The sequence below is a fragment of the Halorientalis persicus genome (genome assembly GCF_900110215.1).
Lineage (GTDB): Archaea > Halobacteriota > Halobacteria > Halobacteriales > Haloarculaceae > Halorientalis > Halorientalis persica.
This window is the reverse complement of record NZ_FOCX01000003.1, coordinates 94,883-113,419: the sequence shown is the minus strand read 5'-3', so window position 1 is coordinate 113,419 and position 18,537 is coordinate 94,883. Positions and strand designations below refer to the sequence as shown.

At 67.6% G+C, this 18,537-nt stretch carries 23 protein-coding genes; 10 read left to right on the top strand and 13 right to left on the bottom strand.

Features of this window, described 5'->3' with window-relative positions; genetic code table 11:
* Positions 1 to 65: 65 nt before the first annotated feature.
* Complete coding sequence (locus tag BMX17_RS04320; RefSeq protein ID WP_092658029.1) at positions 66 to 1,823, bottom strand: excinuclease ABC subunit C; 1,758 nt, start codon at positions 1,821 to 1,823, stop codon at positions 66 to 68.
* Positions 1,824 to 1,857: 34 nt separating this feature from the next.
* Positions 1,858 to 2,592 carry a hypothetical protein gene (locus BMX17_RS04315; RefSeq protein WP_092658027.1) on the bottom strand — a complete coding sequence of 245 codons (735 nt, stop codon included), beginning with the start codon at positions 2,590 to 2,592 and terminating at the stop codon, positions 1,858 to 1,860.
* A gap of 101 nt (positions 2,593 to 2,693) precedes the next feature.
* Here BMX17_RS04315 and BMX17_RS04310 point away from each other — a divergent pair, with 101 nt between their 5' ends.
* Positions 2,694 to 2,960, top strand: coding sequence for a DUF7967 family protein (locus tag BMX17_RS04310; RefSeq protein ID WP_092658025.1), 267 nt, complete (start codon positions 2,694 to 2,696; stop codon positions 2,958 to 2,960).
* The gene (locus BMX17_RS04305; protein ID WP_092658023.1) at positions 2,960 to 3,223 is read left to right on the top strand and encodes a DUF7967 family protein; all 264 of its coding nucleotides are present in this window, start codon (positions 2,960 to 2,962) and stop codon (positions 3,221 to 3,223) included. Before BMX17_RS04310 ends, BMX17_RS04305 begins: the two co-directional genes overlap by 1 nt.
* 24 nt (positions 3,224 to 3,247) lie before the next feature.
* On the opposite strand, the gene BMX17_RS04300 is transcribed toward BMX17_RS04305, so the two are convergent.
* Together BMX17_RS04300 and ligA are read right to left on the bottom strand one after the other, a co-directional pair.
* Positions 3,248 to 3,616, bottom strand: a complete 369-nt coding sequence (locus tag BMX17_RS04300) for a hypothetical protein (RefSeq protein ID WP_211611286.1) — start codon at positions 3,614 to 3,616, stop codon at positions 3,248 to 3,250.
* A 52-nt stretch (positions 3,617 to 3,668) separates the two neighbouring features.
* The gene (gene ligA, locus BMX17_RS04295; protein WP_092658021.1) at positions 3,669 to 5,747 is read right to left on the bottom strand and encodes an NAD-dependent DNA ligase LigA; all 2,079 of its coding nucleotides are present in this window, start codon (positions 5,745 to 5,747) and stop codon (positions 3,669 to 3,671) included.
* 174 nt (positions 5,748 to 5,921) lie between these two features.
* On the opposite strand from ligA, the gene BMX17_RS25880 reads away from it, so the two are divergent.
* Both BMX17_RS25880 and BMX17_RS04290 read left to right on the top strand, forming a co-directional pair.
* Positions 5,922 to 6,074, top strand: a complete 153-nt coding sequence (locus tag BMX17_RS25880) for a hypothetical protein (RefSeq protein ID WP_170845323.1) — start codon at positions 5,922 to 5,924, stop codon at positions 6,072 to 6,074.
* The gene (locus BMX17_RS04290) at positions 6,071 to 6,460 is read left to right on the top strand and encodes a type II toxin-antitoxin system VapC family toxin (protein ID WP_092658019.1); all 390 of its coding nucleotides are present in this window, start codon (positions 6,071 to 6,073) and stop codon (positions 6,458 to 6,460) included. Before BMX17_RS25880 ends, BMX17_RS04290 begins: the two co-directional genes overlap by 4 nt.
* 15 nt (positions 6,461 to 6,475) lie before the next feature.
* Here the strand turns inward: BMX17_RS04290 and BMX17_RS04285 are convergent, their stop codons facing one another.
* Entirely contained in the window at positions 6,476 to 7,585 is a 1,110-nt protein-coding gene (locus tag BMX17_RS04285; protein WP_092658459.1) for a pyridoxal-phosphate-dependent aminotransferase family protein, read from the bottom strand.
* Positions 7,586 to 7,604: 19 nt separating this feature from the next.
* Positions 7,605 to 7,832 (bottom strand): hypothetical protein, encoded by a 228-nt coding sequence (locus tag BMX17_RS25005; RefSeq protein WP_139203424.1) that lies wholly within the window; start codon positions 7,830 to 7,832, stop codon positions 7,605 to 7,607.
* A gap of 149 nt (positions 7,833 to 7,981) precedes the next feature.
* Here BMX17_RS25005 and BMX17_RS04280 point away from each other — a divergent pair, with 149 nt between their 5' ends.
* The 3 genes from BMX17_RS04280 (at position 7,982) to metX (ending at position 10,984) form a co-directional block, all read left to right on the top strand.
* A complete protein-coding gene (locus BMX17_RS04280; RefSeq protein WP_139203423.1) occupies positions 7,982 to 8,356 on the top strand; it encodes a hypothetical protein in 375 nt (124 codons plus the stop codon).
* A gap of 128 nt (positions 8,357 to 8,484) precedes the next feature.
* Positions 8,485 to 9,777: an O-acetylhomoserine aminocarboxypropyltransferase/cysteine synthase family protein gene (locus BMX17_RS04275; RefSeq protein ID WP_092658015.1), complete on the top strand. Its 1,293-nt coding sequence runs from the start codon at positions 8,485 to 8,487 to the stop codon at positions 9,775 to 9,777.
* A 1-nt stretch (position 9,778) separates the two neighbouring features.
* Entirely contained in the window at positions 9,779 to 10,984 is a 1,206-nt protein-coding gene (metX, locus tag BMX17_RS04270) for a homoserine O-acetyltransferase MetX (RefSeq protein WP_092658013.1), read from the top strand.
* Positions 10,985 to 10,993: 9 nt separating this feature from the next.
* Here the strand turns inward: metX and hepT are convergent, their stop codons facing one another.
* The 3 genes from hepT to BMX17_RS04255 all read right to left on the bottom strand — a co-directional run bounded on the left by hepT (position 10,994) and on the right by BMX17_RS04255 (position 12,165).
* The gene (gene hepT / locus BMX17_RS04265) at positions 10,994 to 11,425 is read right to left on the bottom strand and encodes a type VII toxin-antitoxin system HepT family RNase toxin (protein WP_092658011.1); all 432 of its coding nucleotides are present in this window, start codon (positions 11,423 to 11,425) and stop codon (positions 10,994 to 10,996) included.
* Positions 11,426 to 11,427: 2 nt separating this feature from the next.
* The gene (gene mntA, locus BMX17_RS04260; protein WP_092658009.1) at positions 11,428 to 11,841 is read right to left on the bottom strand and encodes a type VII toxin-antitoxin system MntA family adenylyltransferase antitoxin; all 414 of its coding nucleotides are present in this window, start codon (positions 11,839 to 11,841) and stop codon (positions 11,428 to 11,430) included.
* A 63-nt stretch (positions 11,842 to 11,904) separates the two neighbouring features.
* Positions 11,905 to 12,165 carry a hypothetical protein gene (locus tag BMX17_RS04255; protein WP_092658007.1) on the bottom strand — a complete coding sequence of 87 codons (261 nt, stop codon included), beginning with the start codon at positions 12,163 to 12,165 and terminating at the stop codon, positions 11,905 to 11,907.
* Positions 12,166 to 12,299: 134 nt separating this feature from the next.
* Here BMX17_RS04255 and BMX17_RS04250 point away from each other — a divergent pair, with 134 nt between their 5' ends.
* Entirely contained in the window at positions 12,300 to 13,592 is a 1,293-nt protein-coding gene (locus tag BMX17_RS04250; RefSeq protein WP_092658005.1) for an O-acetylhomoserine aminocarboxypropyltransferase/cysteine synthase family protein, read from the top strand.
* On the opposite strand, the gene BMX17_RS04245 is transcribed toward BMX17_RS04250, so the two are convergent.
* Together BMX17_RS04245 and serB are read right to left on the bottom strand one after the other, a co-directional pair.
* On the bottom strand, positions 13,589 to 14,302 hold the full coding sequence (locus BMX17_RS04245; protein WP_092658003.1) for a hypothetical protein: 714 nt from the start codon (positions 14,300 to 14,302) through the stop codon (positions 13,589 to 13,591). The two genes, BMX17_RS04250 and BMX17_RS04245, sit on opposite strands and share 4 nt — an antisense overlap.
* Positions 14,303 to 14,439: 137 nt before the next feature.
* Positions 14,440 to 15,075 carry a phosphoserine phosphatase SerB gene (gene serB, locus BMX17_RS04240; protein ID WP_092658001.1) on the bottom strand — a complete coding sequence of 212 codons (636 nt, stop codon included), beginning with the start codon at positions 15,073 to 15,075 and terminating at the stop codon, positions 14,440 to 14,442.
* Positions 15,076 to 15,206: 131 nt separating this feature from the next.
* Between serB and BMX17_RS04235 the strand changes: the two genes are divergently transcribed.
* On the top strand, positions 15,207 to 15,644 hold the full coding sequence (locus BMX17_RS04235; RefSeq protein WP_092657999.1) for a DUF7522 family protein: 438 nt from the start codon (positions 15,207 to 15,209) through the stop codon (positions 15,642 to 15,644).
* Positions 15,645 to 15,648: 4 nt separating this feature from the next.
* Here BMX17_RS04235 and BMX17_RS04230 read toward each other — a convergent pair whose 3' ends face one another.
* A complete protein-coding gene (locus tag BMX17_RS04230) occupies positions 15,649 to 16,287 on the bottom strand; it encodes a DUF7504 family protein (protein WP_092657997.1) in 639 nt (212 codons plus the stop codon).
* Between the two features lie 181 nt (positions 16,288 to 16,468).
* Here BMX17_RS04230 and serA point away from each other — a divergent pair, with 181 nt between their 5' ends.
* Entirely contained in the window at positions 16,469 to 18,070 is a 1,602-nt protein-coding gene (gene serA, locus BMX17_RS04225; protein ID WP_092657995.1) for a phosphoglycerate dehydrogenase, read from the top strand.
* Positions 18,071 to 18,086: 16 nt separating this feature from the next.
* On the opposite strand, the gene BMX17_RS04220 is transcribed toward serA, so the two are convergent.
* Entirely contained in the window at positions 18,087 to 18,482 is a 396-nt protein-coding gene (locus BMX17_RS04220; protein WP_139203422.1) for a hypothetical protein, read from the bottom strand.
* Positions 18,483 to 18,537 lie beyond the last annotated feature (55 nt).

The window sequence follows — 18,537 nt, the reverse complement described above, 5'->3', positions numbered from 1 at the left end:
ACAGAGGCCACTGAACCGCCACCCCGTCCTGTTGGAATCCCATCAGATCGTCGGTGCGCTCGCGGTCACAGTCGCGAGGCGATGGTCTCGGCGGTCTTCTCGCCGACGCCGTCGACCTGCCGGAGCTGATCGGGGTCGGCCCCGCGGACGTTCTCGACGCTCCCGAACCGCCGGAGGAGTCGCCGGCGGGTCTCGGGACCGACTCCCGGCACGTCGTCGAGTGCCGTCGACACGTCGTCACGGAGTGACTGGTGGTACTGGACGGCGAAGCGGTGGGCCTCGTCGCGGACGCGCTGACAGAGGTGGAGGTGGGGCGCGTCGTCGTCCCAGTCGTGTGTTCCCGACGGGGTGACGATCAGTTCCTCTTCCTTGGCGAGTGCGATGGCCGGCCGGTCCCAGCCGGTCTCGGCCAGCGCGTCCCGGGCCGCACCGAGTTGCCCGTCGCCGCCGTCGATCAGCAGCAGGTCGGGGTCGGGCCGGTCGTCCCGGCCCTCGACGGCACGCTCGGCCCGCCAGCGGACCAGCGCGCGCATATTCGCGTAGTCGTCGTTGCGCTCGTCGAGTTTCCGCCGCCGGTAGTCGCGCTTCTCGGGGCTCCCGTCGACGAAGACGACGTTACTGCCCACGACGGCACTACCCTGCGCGTGGCTCACGTCGAACCCCTCGACGCGCTCGACGGGCGCGTCCAGCCCGAGCGCATCCGCGAGCGCCGCCCCCTCGTCGTCCCGCGCGCCAACACCCCGGCGGGCGTTTTTCAGCGCCAGCTCGACCAGTTTGGCCTCCCGGCCCGCGCCGGGCACTCCGAGTTCGACTCCCTCGGCGGCGAGCCAGGCGTCGAGTTCGGGGTCGTCGGGCCGCTCCGAGAGCAGGATGGCGTCGGGCAACTCGCGCTCGGCGTAGTACTGCGGGACGAACGCGGCGAACACCGCGCCGATCCGGGTCTCGCCGCCGTCGCCATCCGGCGCGGCCAGCGTGTGGCGCTCTCGCTCGACGAGCTGGCCATCGGCGGCGTGGAGGCGGGCGACGGTCGCCTCGTCGCCTTCGACGGTCGCGCCCAGCACGTCGACGGCCCGCCCGCGGTCGCTCCCGCCGGCGCTGACGGCCTCACCGCCCTCGCCGTGGAACGCCTCGACGGCCGCCAGCCGATCCCGGAGGTTCGCGGCGCGCTCGAACGCCTCCTCCTGGGCCGCACGCTCCATCTCCCGCTGGATGGGATCGGTCAGGACGCCGGTCTCGCCCTCGAGGAACCGCCGGACGCTCTCGACGTCCTCGGCGTATTCTGCTTCACTGATCTCGCCGGTGCAGGGCGCGGTGCAGAGGCCCACCTCGTAGTCGAGACACGGGCGGTCGCGGTTGGCGTACTTGTGATCCGAACAGCCCCGGAGGCCGTAGGTCTCCCGCAGGGCCTTCACCACCGTCTCGACCCGGCCCTTGTCGGTGAACGGGCCGTAGACGATCGCGTCGTCGTCGGGGTCGCGGGTGATCTCGATCCGGGGCACCGCGTGGGCGGTCAACTGGACCAGCGGGTAGGACTTGTCGTCTTTCAGCCGGACGTTGTAGCGGGGCTGGTGGCGCTTGATGAGGTTGGCTTCCAGCAGGAGTGCCTGGGTCTCCGTGTCGGTGACGGCCACGTCGAGCTCGGCGGCCCGTTCGACCATCCGGCGGATCCGCTCGCCCCGCGGATCGGCGTAGGACCGCACCCGGTCGCGCAGGTCGACGGCCTTGCCGACGTACAGCACGGCCCCCGACTCGTCGAGGAACTGGTAGCTCCCCGGCTCGCGGGGCAAGTCGGCCGCACGCGCCCGGACCTCGCTCGGGTCCATCTCGGCGGCCGTACGGGTCGACGGGGTATGTGGATTACTCTTCGTCTGGACCGTCCGCCCGCAACGAGTCCAGCACCGTCCCCAGCGTCCCGCGGTCGGGCGGGTCGTCGCCTCCCGGCACGGTATCGGTTCCCGGCGCGTCGACTGCCGGGCCCTCGTCCGCCGAGGAGTCCGCTCCCGTGTCGACCGGGATCGACGAGTCGCCGTCGACGAGGTGCCGGCGCAACCGCACGACAGCGTCGCCCCGGTCGGCGGCCGGGACGTGCAGGTCCGGCCCGCCCGCGACCGCGATCCGGAGCGTCTTCGTCCGACTCTGGAGGTACAGTCCCAGCGCCCCGAGCGCGCCCGCCAGCGCGAGGAGCCCCCCCACGAGCAACGCGTCGTCGAGCAGTCCGAGCAACTGCGAGATTCGCTGGAGGACGGCCAGCATCCCGCCCATGCCGAGGCGACCGGCACCCTGACTGCCGATTTCGCCGAGGTCCAGCAGGGTCCCGAAGTCGACCGTCAGGCCGAGCGCGACGCCCGCGACCCCGGCCAGGGCGGCCTTGCCGGCACGACCGAGCCAGTCGATCTCGCTCGTGGCCGCCGTGCCGACCCCCTCGACGTTGGGGCGCTCGACGGCCCGGAAGTTCCGACCATCGCTCGTGGGCGTGAACGCGAACACGCGGTGGCTGGTGACGACGACGCCGTTCTCGCCGACCGGGACGCTCGCCTCGACGGTCTCGCCGTTCCGGAGTCGTTCGTTCGCCCGTGCCTCCCAGCGCGCCATCGGCTCTCCGGTTGGCGAGGTGTGCACATGAATCTGGCGCGCGACTCGGCCGCGGAGCCGCGATGAGTGGATACAAGCCGCCCGGCACCGAACCCGCGACCATGACCGACGGCACCGAACGGGTCTGGCTCGTCGAGCGAGAGTACAGCGACAAGGGGCTGCTCACGCTCGTCTACGCCACGCCCGACGGCGAACGCTATATGCAGAGCAACCGCTCGTCGAATATGCTCCAGGGCAGCGGCGTCACCGCTGCCAAGGAGGCCACAGCCGACCAGTTGCAACCGGTCGACGATTCCGACCTGCGGGAGCGCTACGCCGACGAGGCCGCCCGGGTCGCGGAGAACAACGACCCCGACGACGAGATCTGATGTCCGACGACACCGTGCGCGTCTGGCTGGTCGCCCGCGAGTACGAACACGAGGACATGGTGAAACTCGTCTACGCCACGCCGGCGGGGGAACGGGCGGTCGTCCAGCAACGCTCGACGCGGATGCTGTTCGACTCGACCGTCACGGCGGGGCTGGACGTGGAACCCGACCGCCTGGAGGCCGTCGATCCCGGGGACCGACAGCGTTACGCGACCGAGGCCGAACGGATGGCCGAGAAACACGATCCCGACGACGAGGTGTAGGCGGTCCGGGACGCGCCGACCGGCTCAGGCGCTCGTCTCGTCGTCGCCTCCCTCCCCCACCGTCCCAGACCGTCCCTGCCGGCGCTTGATAGCGTAGTACGCCAGCGCCGCCAGTCCGACGAGGAAGGCAGTGATCCCTTCGATTCCTGCTCCACCGAGGTAGCTCTCGATGGCGTTGCCCAGGCCGATGGCGACCAGCAAGAGACCGACCGCGAGGATCCACGCCCGACTGTCCTCGGCGGCTTCCGCGTAGGCGCCTTCCTCGATCAGCCGCATCTCCTTGCGGTGGTCCATGTAGGCGATGCCGAGGACGAGCGCCAGGCCCAGGCCGAAGACGACGAATATCATGCCGAGTGCGACGAGGCCCTCGAACGCACCGAACTGGAGGATCATACGCTCGACTACGCCGCCAGAGGATATAAAACAGACAGCGACACGGGCAGACTCAGCGCAGGCCCCGCTCGTCGAGCAGATCCAGAAATTCGCCCTCGTCGATCTCGGGCACGTCCTCGGCGTCGGCGTCCGCGCGCTTGTTCGTCCCGGGGTTCTCGCCCACGACGAGATAGTCGGTGTTGCCCGAGACGCTGCTGGTGGCCGACCCGCCGTGCTGTTCCACGAGATCCTGGGCCGCCGAACGGGTGTACTCGTCGAGCGACCCGGTGAACACGAAGGTTAGCCCGTCCAGTTCGTCGCCGCCATCGAGCTCGACCGGCTGGGGGTCGACGCCGCGCTCGCGTAACTGCTCGATCACCGCGCGGTTGCGTTCGGAGTCGAAAAACTCCCGGATCTCGCGGGCGACGGTCGGGCCCACGTCGTCGACAGTCTGTAGCTCCTCGGTGTCGGCGGCCAGCACCGCATCGAGGTCGCCGAACTCGCCGGCCAGCGACTTGGCGGTGCTCGTCCCGACCTCTGGGACGCCGATGGCCGCCAGGAAGTCCGGGAGCGGCGGCTCGCGGGCGGCGTCGATCTCCGCGAGCAGGTTGTCCGCACTCGTCTCGCCCCACCCCTCCAGGTCGGCCACGGTCTCGCGGTCGAGGGCGTAGAGGTCCGGCAGTTCCTCGACCAGCCCGGCGTCCATGAGCTGGTCGATGCGTTCGGGCCCCAGCCCCTCGATGTCTAACCCTGTGCGGCTGGCGTAGTGTTCGATGGCCCGCTCCAGCTGGGCGGGACAGGCCAGCCCGCCGGTACAGTAGGCCATCGGCCCGTCGCGCTCGACGGCGCTGTCACAGGCCGGGCAGTGATCCGGGAAGTCGAAGTGGCTCTCGGTCCGGTCCGCGACGACTTCCTCCACGTCGGGGATCACGTCGCCGGCGCGTTTGACTCGCACCGAGTCACCGACGCCGACGCCCAACCGCTCGATCTCCTCGGGGTTGTGGAGGCTGGCTCGCGAGACCGTCACGCCGGAAACCTCGACGGGTTCCAGCAGAGCGACGGGGGTCAACCGCCCCGTCCGGCCGACCTGGACGACGATGTCGGTGACCCGGGTCACCTCCTTGCGGGCGGGGAACTTGTAGGCGAAGGCCCACCGCGGGTGGCGACTGGTCGCCCCCAGCAGGTCACGGGCCTCGCGGTCGTCGACCTTGATCACGACGCCGTCGATCTCGTAGGGGAGGTCGTCGCGTTCGTCGAGCATCGCGTCGCGGTAGTCGATGGCTGCCGAGATATCGTCGACCACCTCGACCTCGTCGGCGACCCGAAGACCCCACTCCCGGAACGCCCGCAGGTCGGCCTGCTGGCTGTCCCTGTGCTCGCTGGCGTCCAGCACGCCGAAGAAGAACACGGAGAGGGGGCGCTCGGCCGTGATCGAGGGGTCGAGTTGCCGGAGGGTCCCGGCGGCGGCGTTGCGCGGGTTGGCGAACGCGTCCTCGCCGCGCTCGACACGCTCTTTGTTGTACTCCCGGAAGGCGTCCTTGGGCATATAGACCTCGCCCCGAACCGCGAGGAAGTCGGGGTAGTCCCCGCGGAGCCGCTGGGGCACGCTCGGGATCGTCCGGACGTTCTCGGTCACGTCGTCGCCCGCCACGCCGTCGCCGCGGGTCGCCGCCCGTTCGTACTGTCCGTCCTCGTAGACGATCTCGACCGAGAGCCCGTCGAATTTCGGCTCACAGACGTACTGCAGGTCCCCTTCCCAGTCGGCGTCGGCCAACCCGTCCCGGACCCGCTCGTCGAACGCCCGGACTTCCTCGGCCTCGCCGCTCTGGTCGATGGACAGCATCGGCGCGACGTGCTCGACCGAATCGAGTTCGTCGACGGGTTCGCCGCCGACCCGTCGGGTCGGACTGTCCTCGCGGTCGAGGTCGAAGGCGTCTTCCAGTTCCTGCAACCGCGAGAAGAGCGCGTCGTAGGTGCGGTCGCCGATCACGGGGTCGGTCTCGACGTAGTAGCGGTAGTCGTGATAGCGGATCGCCTCGCGCAACTGCCGGGCTTGCTCGCGGGCCCGACTCTCGCTCAGATCACCGACCGGCGTGAAGTCGGTGTCCGGGTCCGTGACGTAGGGGTTGTCGGCCGGTGCGTCCGCGTCCATATCGGGACCTATAGCGGGTGCGTATAGAGTCCGGTGGTCCCGGACGGTACGTCGCTCAGAGCCCGGCCACGTCCTCGATGGCGTCGGTGCGTTCCCGGATACTCTTGGAACCGCTCTGGAGGGCCACGTGGACCCACCAGCAGGTTTTTGCAAACAGCAGCACAACTGTCCTGTATGGGCCTCACGACGGATGATTTCGAGGATTTCATCGCCACGGACCCGGCGGACGACGAGACGGTGCCGCTCGGTGATGCGCTCGAGGAACTGGCGGTCGACATCGAAGTCGATTCCGTCGAGGCGGTTCGGGACGTTCGCGAGCGGCTATGAAGTTACTTCTCGACACGAACGTCCTCGTGGCCGCAGTGACGAACGATACCGAACGATCCGATCTGGCTATCGATCTCCTCAACGAAGCCGACGAACCGTACGTCTCGGTGCTGAATTTGATGGAACTCCGGAGTGTCCTCTCGAAGAAAAAACAGTTCGAACGGGATCGGATCGACCGGATCGAGAACCGTATTACCACTCGGACGACAGTCACGTTTCCGGACGCATCGGATATGCTCGAAGCGAACCGACTCCAGTCGGAAACACTCCTCTACCCGATGGACGCGCTCGTCCTCGCAGCAGCCGAGGCCGTCGACGCGACGCTGGTCTCGTTCGACAGCGAACTACTCGACCACGGTGCAAAACAGCCGACTGACGTAGTGTGATTGTTCGACGCTCGCTCAGAGCCCGGCCACGTCCTCGATGGCGTCGGTGAGTTCCTTGATGCTCTCGACGGTGTGTTCGCCCATGTGCCCGATGCGGAAGCTCTCCTCGGAGATGTCGCCGTAGCCACTGGAGAAGACCATGTCGTACTCCTCGGACACCTGCTCGACGGTCTCGGCCACGTCGATGCCCCGCGTGTTCTCGACGCAGGTGACGGTCTGGGACTCGTAGCCGTCCTCGGGGTAGAGACCGAAGTGCTCGCGGGCCCACTCGCGGGTGTACTCGGCCATCTCGCGGTGGCGCTGGTCGCGGGCCTCGTGGCCTTCCTCCAGCATATGTTTCATCTGTTTGCGGTAGGCGAGCATGATCGGGATCGCCGGGGTCGAGTGGGTCTGGCCCTTCCGGTCGTAGTAGTCCAGACAGCGCCGGAAGCCGCCGTACCACGAGGAGTCACCCTTCTCGACCTCGCGCTCGTACGCGTCGTCGCTGACGGTACAGACGGCCAGGCCGGGCGGCATGGCGAAGGCCTTCTGCGTGGAGGTGAAGATGCAGTCGATGTTGTGGGCCTCGACGTCGATCCGATCCCCGCCGAGACAGGAGATGGCGTCGACGACGAAGTAGGTGTCCGGGTAGTCACCCAGCAGGTCGCCGATCTCCTCGACGGGGTTGCGAACGCCCGTCGAGGTCTCGTTCATCACGACGCCGACGGCGTCGTAGCCCTCGTCGCTCGATTCGAGGGCGTCGCGGATGTCCTCGGGCTTGATCGCCTGCCCCCAGTCGTACTCGATGCGGTCGACCTCTTTGCCCAGCCGTTCGGCCACGTTGGCCTGGCGCTCGCTGAAACTGCCGGAGGTCGGCACCAGCATCCGGTCCTCGACGAGGTTGAGCGTCGTGGCCTCCCAGAACTCGGTCCCCGAGGCCGTGAGGACGATCACTTCGTTGTCGGTGCCGAGGAACTCCTTGGTGTCCTCCACGATGGTCGTGTAGAGGTCCGTCATCCGATCCATGCGGTGGCCGAACATCGGTTCCGCCATCGCCTCGATCACGTCGTCGCGGACCTCCGTCGGACCCGGGAGATACAGCGTCTTGTCGGGATAGTCGCCCGTGTATTCCTGTTTCTTGGTCACCGAAACCACCTGATACCCCCTACTCCTCGGCCGGGGGCCATGGTAGTTTTGATACCGGCGCGCTCACCGGCCGCTCGGGAGGATCGGCCGGCGTCGTCCCGTGGGTCACCGGGTCGTCGGCCCCCAGTTGGAGGCCGGTCGCAGCGGCGATCGCCGCGCCGAGGCGGCAGGTGGCGGACGTGGTCGGTGTGCAGGCGGGGATCGTCACCGGTGTCGACAGGTAACTCGGCGGACATCGCGACTGCACTGATACACCTCCTGGCCCGAAATCACTCTTCTCGTGTCGCGCGCGACCCTTCGACCGCGGCGACCCTCGTTCTGTGGGATCGTAAATTCCAAATAGGAAATGCAGGAATAGAAACTAGACGACTCCCCCCGCGGAGGTCCCCGACACCGATGGTCCGAAAACGTACACTCCTGATGGTGGTGCTCGCGATCGTCGCCGGTACTGGAATCGCGGTGGCGTCCGGTGCGGTCGGTTCGAGCCAGTGTGAGTCCGTGAACAAGACCGAGAACATCTCGAAAGAGCGTCTCCAGAACCGGACGAACGCCTCGGACTACGAGGAGTCCCGGAAGAACGTGAGCGAAGACGACGGCTTCGTCCTCACCGGCCGGAAACTGGCCGAACTGGCCATCGACGAGATTGCCGAAGAAGACCCCTGCGGGAACGAGCCCGCACCGAACGGATCGGCGACCCCGACCACGCCGACCGACAACGTGACCGCCACCCCGACTGGGACCACCACACCGACGAACGACGCGGACGCCTGACGATCCTTCTCCGCGCGCCGCTCCCGAGCTTACGGCCGCACACTGGTGTGTGTGTGTGACACGAACACTCACAGAAATATTGCCGTAACTCTCGGTTATAGATGGCTTGGGATATATGAGTGTGGTACATGACCAACGACACGCGACGGTTCGGGACGCGCTGTGTCCACGCCGGGCAGGAGGAGCCCGATCCGGCGACGGGGGCACGCGCGCCGCCGATCTATCAGACTACGTCCTACGTCTTCGAGGACGCGGACCACGCGGCGGACCTGTTCGCGCTGGAGGGCGAGGGCAACATCTACTCGCGGTTTCACAATCCGACGGTCCAGATGCTGGAGGAGCGCCTCGCGTCGCTGGAGAACGGGGCCGACGCCGTCGCCACCGGTGCCGGGATGGCGGCGCTGGACGCCGCCACGTCGGTGCTGGCCGGGGCCGGCGACAACGTGGTCTCGGCCTCCTCTATCTACGGCGGGACCCACACCTACCTCTCGCACAACGCCCGCCGGCGCGGCGTCGAGGCCCGCTTCGTCGACACGCTGAACTACGCGGCCTACGACGACGCCATCGACGAGTCGACCGCCTACGTCCACTGTGAGACCATCGGCAACCCCGCCCTCGTCACGCCGGATTTCGACGAACTGGCTGCGGTCTGTGAGGCCAACGACGTGCCGCTGTTCGTCGACAACACCTTCGGGACGCCCGCGCTCTGTAATCCGCTCGACCACGGCGCGGACATCGTCTGGGAGTCGACGACGAAATGGATCCACGGGTCGGGCACGACCGTCGGCGGCGTCCTCGTCGACGGTGGCTCGTTCCCGTGGGGTGAGTTCCCCGAGAAGTACCCCGAGCTCGGCGGACCGAACCCCGCGTTCGACGGGACGACGTTTAGCGAGCACTTCGGCGACCGCGCCTTCGCCGCCGCCGCCCGCTATCGCGCCCTCCGCGTGCTCGGCGACGGGCAGAAGCCCTTCGACGCCTGGCAGACGCTCCAGGGCTCGGAGACCCTCGCCGTCCGGATGGAGCGCCACTGCGAGAACGCGATGGCCGTCGCGGAGCACCTCGTCGACCACCCGGAGGTCTCGTGGGTCACCTACCCGGGCCTGGAGAGCCACGAGACCCACGACAACGCCTCGAAGTACCTCGACGGCGGCTACGGCGGCATGATCGCCTTCGGGCTGGAGGACGGCTACGAGGCCGGTCGCGACGTGTGCGAGGCCGTCGAACTCGGCCAGTTCCTCGCCAACGTCGGGGACGCCAAGACGCTCGTCGTCCACCCCGCCAGCACCACCCACGCGCAGTTGACAGAGGACGAACAGCGCAAAAGCGGCGTCACGCCCGACCTCCTGCGACTGTCGGTCGGTATCGAGGACGTCGAAGATATCAAGGCCGACCTCGACCAAGCTATCGGGACGGCGACATAACATGGAGGTCGAACGCGACACGGTCTCGGTCGGCGAGTTCGAGTTCGAGTGCGGGGAGTCGATCCCCGACCTGGAGATCGCCTACGAGGCCTACGGCGAGTTCACCGGCGAGAACGCGGTGCTGGTCTGTCACGCCCTGACCGGCAGTTCACACGTCGCCGGCCACCGGACGGGCAAAGACACCAGCGGCCAGGCCCGCGCCTGGTGGGACGACATCGTCGGCCCGGGGAAGGCCATCGACACCACCGAGTACTACGTCGTCTGTGCCAACGTCCCCGGGTCCTGCTACGGCTCCACCGGCCCGGCCAGCGAGAACCCCGAGACCGGCGAACCCTACGGCACGGACTTCCCCGCCGTTACGGTCGGCGACTGGACCGAGGCCCAGCGCCGCCTGCTGGACGAGCTCGGGATCCCACACCTCCACGCGGTCGTCGGCGGCAGCGTCGGCGGCATGAACGCCCTGGACTGGGCGAAACGCCACCCCGACCACGTCGAGCGCGTGGTGTCCATCGCCGCCGCCGCCCGCCTCGACCCGCAGTGTCTCGCGCTGGACGCCGTCGCCCGCCGGGCGATCACCACCGACGACGCCTGGCAGGGCGGCGACTACTACGGCACCGACGACGAACCGACCGAGGGCCTGGCGCTGGCCCGCCAGATCGGGCACATCATGTACCTCTCGAAGGCCTCCATGGAACAGAAGTTCGGCCGCCGTGCGGCGGGGCGGGACGCCATGCGGACCTTCCCCGTCGACCCCGCGGGCACGTTCTTCCCCTACCGGGACGTGGAGTCGTACCTCGACTACCAGGCCGAGAAGTTCGTCGAGCGGTTCGACGCCAACGCCTACCTCTATCTCACCCGGTCGATGGACAACTACGACCTCGCCGCGGGCTTCGAGGACGACGCCGACGCCCTCAGCGCCTTCGAGGGCGAGGCCCTGCTGATATCGTTCACCGGCGACTGGCACTTCACGACCGAACAGTCCGAACAGGTCGCCGAGTCCTTCCGCGACCTCGACACCCCGGTCGCCCACCACGTCATCGAGTCCGACCACGGCCACGACGCCTTCCTGGTCGAACCGGAGAAGGTCGGCCCGCCCCTGTCGGACTTCCTCGGCGAGGGCATCGACGGGACGGCGATCACCGACACCGCCGAGGACGACGAGGACGAGAGTCAGTTCGCGCCCGTCCACACGAGTCTGTTCTCCTGATCCAGTTCACTACCGTTTGAGCACCGCTCTGACCGCCTGGAGATACGACCGGAAGAGCGGCAAGTCGTGCTGGAGGAAGTTGTACACGTCTCTGTCGTCGATTTCGTCGCCGTACTGGTGTGAGAGGACGTTCCGGAATCCGGCAGCCTGGGCCATCCGGGTCGCCAGTTCGTCGGAGAGAACGCCCTCGCGTCCGAGGGCTCGGAACACCGCGGCGTTCGTCTCCGGCACGCCTGTCTCCGTGGCTTTGAGCAACAGTTCACCGATGTCGATACAGGCTTCGATTGCGGTTTCGAACTCCCGCTCGACCACGTCACGCTGTTCACGACTCTCCCGGTACTCCTCGAAGGAGAGGCCGTCCCGTTTTTCGGCCAGGACCGTCACGGCGTCGCGGACGTACCGTGCCTTGTCGAGAATCCGCCGCTCGGTTCGCTCGTCCATGCTCAGACGACCCGCTCGATTTCGGTGAGGAGGTCCTCGAATTCGGCGAGACGGTCCGTGTGTGAATCCTCTCTCGAAGCGTCGTCACAGTACCTCTCGAAATCCGCCGCGGGGCCGACGAGGACGACGCCGTCGGCACAGATTTCCCGTCGGAGTTCCGGCGGTGCCGTAGCGAGCGGTGTCACGTCCACGTCGTCGGTGCCCAGCGCCGCGCTCAGTCGTTCGATCACTTCGAGTCGAGCGCGGGTTCTCTCGGCCGAGGAGAGTCCGTCCGCGAACGCGACGGCGAGGTCCACGTCGCTTCGCTCGCTGGCCTCCCCTCTGGCGTGAGAACCGTAGAGGACACCGAGCGTCACGGGAGCCTCTTCGAGTGCCGTTTCGATGGCGTCCGTGACCGGTTTCGACGGCTCCCGCATCCTGTCCGTAGATAGCGCGCCCCGGCACTTAATCTTGTTCGGCCGGATACTCTCGGCCCCCACTCACCGCGCGTAGACGGTCGCGGCCACGCCAACCAGAAACGCCGCGACGTAGGCCGGTTGCGCGATCGCCACGTCCGGCACGGCAGCGAGTACCATCGCCGCCTGCGCGGGGTCGGTCAGCGCCGCGCCGCTCCGTTCGCTGGCCGCCGCGAGGACGATCACGGCGGCTCCGAGAGCGGCGACGAACCCGGCGACTGCGAGTGGATTGTCGCTGAGTCGTTCGAGTACGACACTTCCGGTTCGACCGACGCGACCACTCATCACCACGCACGTCTCGGTGGGTGAATATGAACCTGTCCACACGAGGGCTCCGGGCCCTGTTGCGAACGTATTCGGCCGCTGTCCCCCCGAGTGGACAGCTATTTCTCCGGGGCGTGAGAACCCCTCCCTCAGCCATGACAGAAGACGACGATCAGATCGAGACGCAGTCGCTCCACGTCGGCCAGGAAGACCCCGACCCGGCCACGGGGGCGCGCGCACCGCCGATCTACCAGACCACGAGTTACGTGTTCGAGGACGCCGAGGACGCCGCCGACCAGTTCGCGCTGGCGAAACCGGGCTACATCTACTCGCGGCTGATGAACCCGACCGTCGAGACCCTGCAGGAGCGTATCGCGGCGCTGGAGGGCGGCGTCGGCGCGGTCGCCACGTCCTCGGGGATGGCGGCGCTGAACCTCACCGACTTCGTGCTGGCCGACGCCGGCGACAACATCGTCACCGCCTCCTCGCTCTATGGGGGGACCTACACCTACTACACCCACACGCTCCCCCGGCAGGGCGTCGAGGCTCGCTTCGTCGACACCCTCGACTACGAGGCCTACGAGGAAGCCATCGACGAGAACACGAAGTACATCCACTGCGAGACCATCGGCAACCCGGCGCTGGTGACGCCGGACATCGATCGCCTGGCCGACATCGCCGACGATCACGGCATCCCGCTGTTCATGGACAACACCTTCGCGACACCGTACCTGTGCAATCCCATCGAGCACGGCGCGAACCTCGTCTGGAACTCCACCACCAAGTGGATCCACGGCCACGGCACGACCGTCGGCGGCGTCGTCGTCGACGGGGGGAACTTCGACTGGAGCGCCCACGCCGAGGACTACCCCGAGATCGCCAAGGACAACCCCGCCTACCACGGCGTCAACTTCGCCGAGGCGATGGGCGAGCAGGCGTTCACTTACACCGCGATCGCCCGCGGGCTGCGTGACCTGGGCAACCAGCAGTCACCCTTCGACGCCTGGCAGACCCTCCAGGGCGTCGAGACGCTCCCCCAGCGCATGAGCGCCCACTGTGAGAACGCGATGGCCGTCGCGGAGTTCCTCCAGGACCACCCCGAGGTCTCGTGGGTTACCTACCCCGGACTCGAGGATCACGAGACCCACGACAACGCCAGCGAGTACCTCGACGGGGGGTACGGCGGCATGATCACGTTCGGACTGGAAGACGGCTACGATGCCGCTCGCGGCACCGTCGAGTCCACCGAGGTCGCCAGCCTGCTGGCCAACGTCGGCGACGCCAAGACGCTCATCATCCATCCCGCCAGCACGACCCACCAGCAACTCACCGACGAGGAGAAAGAAGCCGCAGGCGTCACCGACGACCTGATCCGGCTCTCCGTGGGTCTGGAGGGCGTCGAGGACATCAAAGCCGACCTCGATCAGGCCATCGCCCAGTCGACCTAGAAGAGACTGAACAGCCGACTGGTCAACGCGGCCTGTCGGTAAGCTAGCTTCTGGACGGCGGCCGGTTGCCGCACTGCTTCGTCGAGGACCAGATCGGGCATCGACCGGCGCGGTTGCTCGAACAGGAACGTCGTCTCCACGTCGGCGGCCACGTCGCCGAGCAACTGCAGTATCGTCAGGGTCTGTGGACCCAGCGGCCCGTCGGTCTCGACGGACAGGTCACCGCTCAGTACCGCCGAGGTCGCCGGCCGCCCATCGATGATTCCCTGCCAGACGTTCCAGGGCGCTTCGAGTACCGCGCCGACCTCGCGCTCTCCGGGATCCTGCAGGATCTCGACCGCGGGACAGTTGCCGTTCTCCAGCCCGATGTAACAGTAGATGTTCCCGTCGACGACGCAGGTTTCGAGTTGATCGAGGAGGCGCTGAGCCACCGGCGGGAAGTGCTGACGGACCGTCCGATCCATCAGCTCCGGCGCGTCGTCGAGTGTCACGTCTACGAGATCTTCCTCCACGGCCTCCGGCACGCCGTCGAACACCACGTCGGGCAGGTCCCCGAGCCGCGTCGCCGAAAGCGGCAGGTCCTCGACGACGATCAGCACGTCACCGTTCGATCCCACTCCCCAGCCGACACCGACGTCGTCCAGGGCGGTGCTCTCGTTGATCTCATGCCGGTATGCGTCGAGCCACTGGCGCGTGGGAAACAGACTCACACTCAAGACAGTAGCGGTATACGCCGCCTACATAAAAGGCCACCGGCTAATATGACGTAAATTGAAATGCGGTTCGGTGGGGAAGGATGTTTGTCGGAGATCGGGACGCTCCTGGCGCTTGTCGCCGAGCGCGACCGTTAGAGGACGCCTTCGGCTTCGAGCAGGCCGTGGAGTTCGGCCATCGAGAGGACGATCGTGTCACACGCGGGTTCGACGGCCGGTTTCGGGTCGAACCCGACCGACAGGCCCGCGACTTCCAGCATCGGCATATCGTTGGCCCCGTCGCCGACGGCGATGGTGTCGGCCATGTCGACGCCGACCGTCCCGGCCAGGTCCTCGAGGGCGTCGTCTTTGGTCCCCTCGATGAGCGGGCCCTCGACCTCACCCGTCAGTTCGCCGTCCTCGATGGGAAGTCGGTTCGCGACGATGGAGTCGACGGTCACGTCGGCCTTCTCGAGGGCGCGCTCGACGCCGCGCTCGAACCCGCCGGTCAGGATGGCGGTGTGAATGCCGGCCTCGTTGAGGTTCTCGATGACCATGGCGGCGTCCTCCCGGAGGACGACCTGGTCGAAGGCGGCTTCGGCCTTATCCTGGGCGAGTCCCTCCAGCAGGTCACACCGACTGCGGAGGCTCTCGGCGTAGCCGATCTCGTCGTTCATCGCCCGCTGGGTGATCTCCTCCATCTGGTCGGCAACCCCACACTGCTCACCCAGCAGCACGGTCATCTCGGAGTCCGAGAGCGTCCCGTCGAAGTCGAAGGCGACGAGTGTCATACTCCCCCGTTCGCGGCCGGGGGCTTCAAACGCGGTGGTTTCCGTCGATCGCCGACCCGTCGGGCCGACCGGGCCCGTCGACCCTGAACCGTCCCCTGTGCTTTATGTCCGCGCGTGACCACGTACGCGGCATGGCCGACACCCCGCCGGACGACCTCGATGCCCCCTCGGACGAGATGGCGGCGATCGACGAGGGCGAACTCGACGGCGTCGACGAGGACGTTCGCGACCTCATCGACGATCTGCAAGCCGAGTCCGACGCCTCACTTCGCTCCGCGATCCGGTACACCGCCGACGACTACGACGTCCTCTTTCTCCGCGAGGACGTGGCCGAGACGCTCTCGACCGCCGAACGCGAGGAACGGGCCGAGACGCTCATCATGAAGGGGTTGAGCGATCCACCACAGGAGGGCGCGCTGTTCGATTTCGGGACGCTCGACGCGACGATGCGGTTCTACGACAACGTCCTGGTGTCACACTTCCCCTACCGGGAGTGGTCGGGGATCGTGTTCACTTTCGACCGGACGGAGGCGCCGCTGGTCGATCTCGTACACGAACACCTGGAGTAGCCGATCAGAACGTCGTCCACGTCCGGGGGCCGAAGTCGCCGCCCCTGACTTTGAGTTCCGGACCGTCCCCCTCGTCGCGCACCTCGACCAGCGCGTCGAACACCTGGGTCAACACGTCCAGTGACTCGGTGTTGCGCGCGGTCGTATCGAGCGTGAACGCGCCGGCGAAGCCCGACGACTCGATGCGCCCGGTCATGACGTGGGCGAACTGGTAGACCCGCCGGAGGTCCGCGTACATCAGCATCGTCGACAGCGAGTGCAGGCCGACACGGGCCTCGCGGTCGGCGTGGTAGAACTCCCGCAGAAAGCCCGTGGCGGCGATCCCGACACCCGTGAGGTCGCCGGCGCTGGTGACGTACTTCACGCTGTCGCTGTCCCGGTGCTGGGTGAATCCCCGGTTCCGGGAGACGCAGTCGACCGACCGGATGGTCCAGTCGTCGGGATCACGGCCCGTCAGAAAGCTCCCCCGAAAGCGGTCGGCCCCGCGTTTGGTCGTGACGAGCAGGGCGGCCCGGTCCGGACTGGCCCCCACCAGGTCGAACAACAGCCGGCGCTTGCCAGTCATCGCCGGTCCAGCGATCAGCACACTCTCCCCCGTCGGGAGCGCCGCTGGGTCGAGCGGCGTGTCGGTCCCGTCGCTCACACCACCGCTCAGGGACGCCCGGTATATCAACCCTCTCCAAACGTCGAGCCGTGACCGTCGATCCGGCCGCCTGCACTCGGGCGATCGTGCGGACGAATCCCACGCGTGGCGGGCGCTCGCTCCCGATACGGCGCGAGCCGATGAAGAAAGGGTTATGCCGGCAGGCTGGAATGGATCGATCATGAAGGTACTCGTCACGGACCCGATCGCCGACGCGGGGATGCAACGCCTGCGCGCGGCGGGCCACGACGTGGAGACCGCTTACGACGTGGAGGGTGAGGCACTGCTGGACGCCGTCGCCGACGCGAACGCCTTGATCGTCCGCTCGGGCACCGAGGTCACCGACGAGGTGCTCGCCGCCGGGAACGACCTCGTCATCGTCGGCCGCGCCGGCATCGGCGTCGACAACATCGACATCGACGCCGCGACCGAACACGGCGTCATCGTCGCCAACGCCCCCGAGGGCAACGTCCGCGCGGCCGCCGAACACACGGTCGCGATGACCTTCGCCACCGCCCGCTCGATCCCGCAGGCCCACGCTCGCCTCCGGGGCGGCGAGTGGGCCAAAGGCGAGTTCCTCGGGACGGAACTCAACGGCAAGACCCTCGGTATCGTCGGCCTCGGCCGCGTCGGCCAGGAGGTCGCCAAGCGTCTGGGTGGCCTGGGCATGAACCTCGTCGCCTTCGACCCGTACATCTCCGAGGAGCGGGCCGACCAGCTCGGGGCCGACCTCGCGGACGACCTGGAGGAGTGTCTCGACCGCGCCGACCTCATCACGATCCACACGCCGCTGACGCCCGAGACCGAGAACATGATCGGCGAGGAGGAACTCGCCAGACTGGACGATGGGTACGTCGTCAACTGCGCCCGCGGCGGCATCATCGACGAACCCGCGCTCGCCGAGGCCGTCGAAGACGGCCGGCTGAAGGGAGCCGCGATCGACGTGTTCGCCGAGGAACCGGTCGACCAGGACAACCCGCTACTGGACGTGGACGACGTGATCGTCACGCCCCACCTCGGCGCGAGCACGGAGGCCGCACAGGAAAACGTCGCGACCGCGACGGCCGATCAGGTGCTGGCCGCCTTCCGCGGCGAGCCAGTCATGAACGCGCTGAACGCCCCGTCGATGGACGAGTCGGCGTTCCCCCGCGTTCGCCCCTACATCGACCTCGCCGAAACCGCCGGCAAGATCGCCGTCCAGCTGTTCGACGACCGTGTTGAGGAAGTCGAGATCTCCTACGAGGGTGACATCGCCGAGGAAGAACTCGACCTCGTGACGGCAAGCGCCCTGAAGGGTTGTTTCGAGCCCCTGGAGTGGCAGGTCAACGCCGTCAACGCATCCCGGATCGCCGACGAGCGGGGCATCGACGTGACCGAGACCAAGAGCCGCACCTCCGAGGACTTCCAGAGCCTGGTGACGGTGACGGTCCGCAACGGCGAAAACGAGGTCAGCGTCTGTGGGACCCAGTTCGCCGGCGAGGACCCCCGCATCGTTCGGATCGACGGCTACCGCGTCGACGCCATTCCCCACGGCCACATGCTCGTCGCGCGCAACGACGACGTGCCCGGCGTCATCGGCTTCATCGGCTCGACGCTCGGCGACCACGACGTCAACATCGCGGCGATGTTCAACGCCCGCGAGACCATCGGCGGCGAAGCCCTCTCGGTCTACAACCTCGACGACCCGCCGAGCGACGAGGTGTTCGACGCCATCCTCGACGACGAGCGGGTCATCGACGTGAGCTATATCAGCCTCAACGGCGCGGCCGAAGACGACGAGTAACTCGGCACTCGATTTTTCAGAACAGTCGGGACAGCGCGTCACGGAGCCGCGTGCCCACTCCTGGCTCGGACTCGTCGCTCTCGAACTCGATCTCGACGGCCCCGTCGTCGACGTGTGTACGGGGGTTTTCCGCAGTCAGAATCTCCTCGTAGCGGTCGATCACCGCGTCCAGTTCGCGTTCTTTCCGGGCGACGCGCTGTTCGAGCAGGGCGACCCGCGTCCGCAGAATCTCGCGTTCGGTCGCCCGCAGGCGAGCGGTGTCGGCGCGCGGGAACCGACCGGCGGTGGGGCGCACCGCTGGATCGGGCGGCGGCGCGGCCGCGTTCCCGTCCTCGGCCCGGTTTTCGGCCGATCCCCCGGGGGCGGCGTGTGTGGTGTCGGAAGTCATCTCGCGGGCGTGTAACTGTGTCACCGAGTCACGTAAAGATCAGTCAGACGCTCGGCACACGGGCGGCCGACGATACACT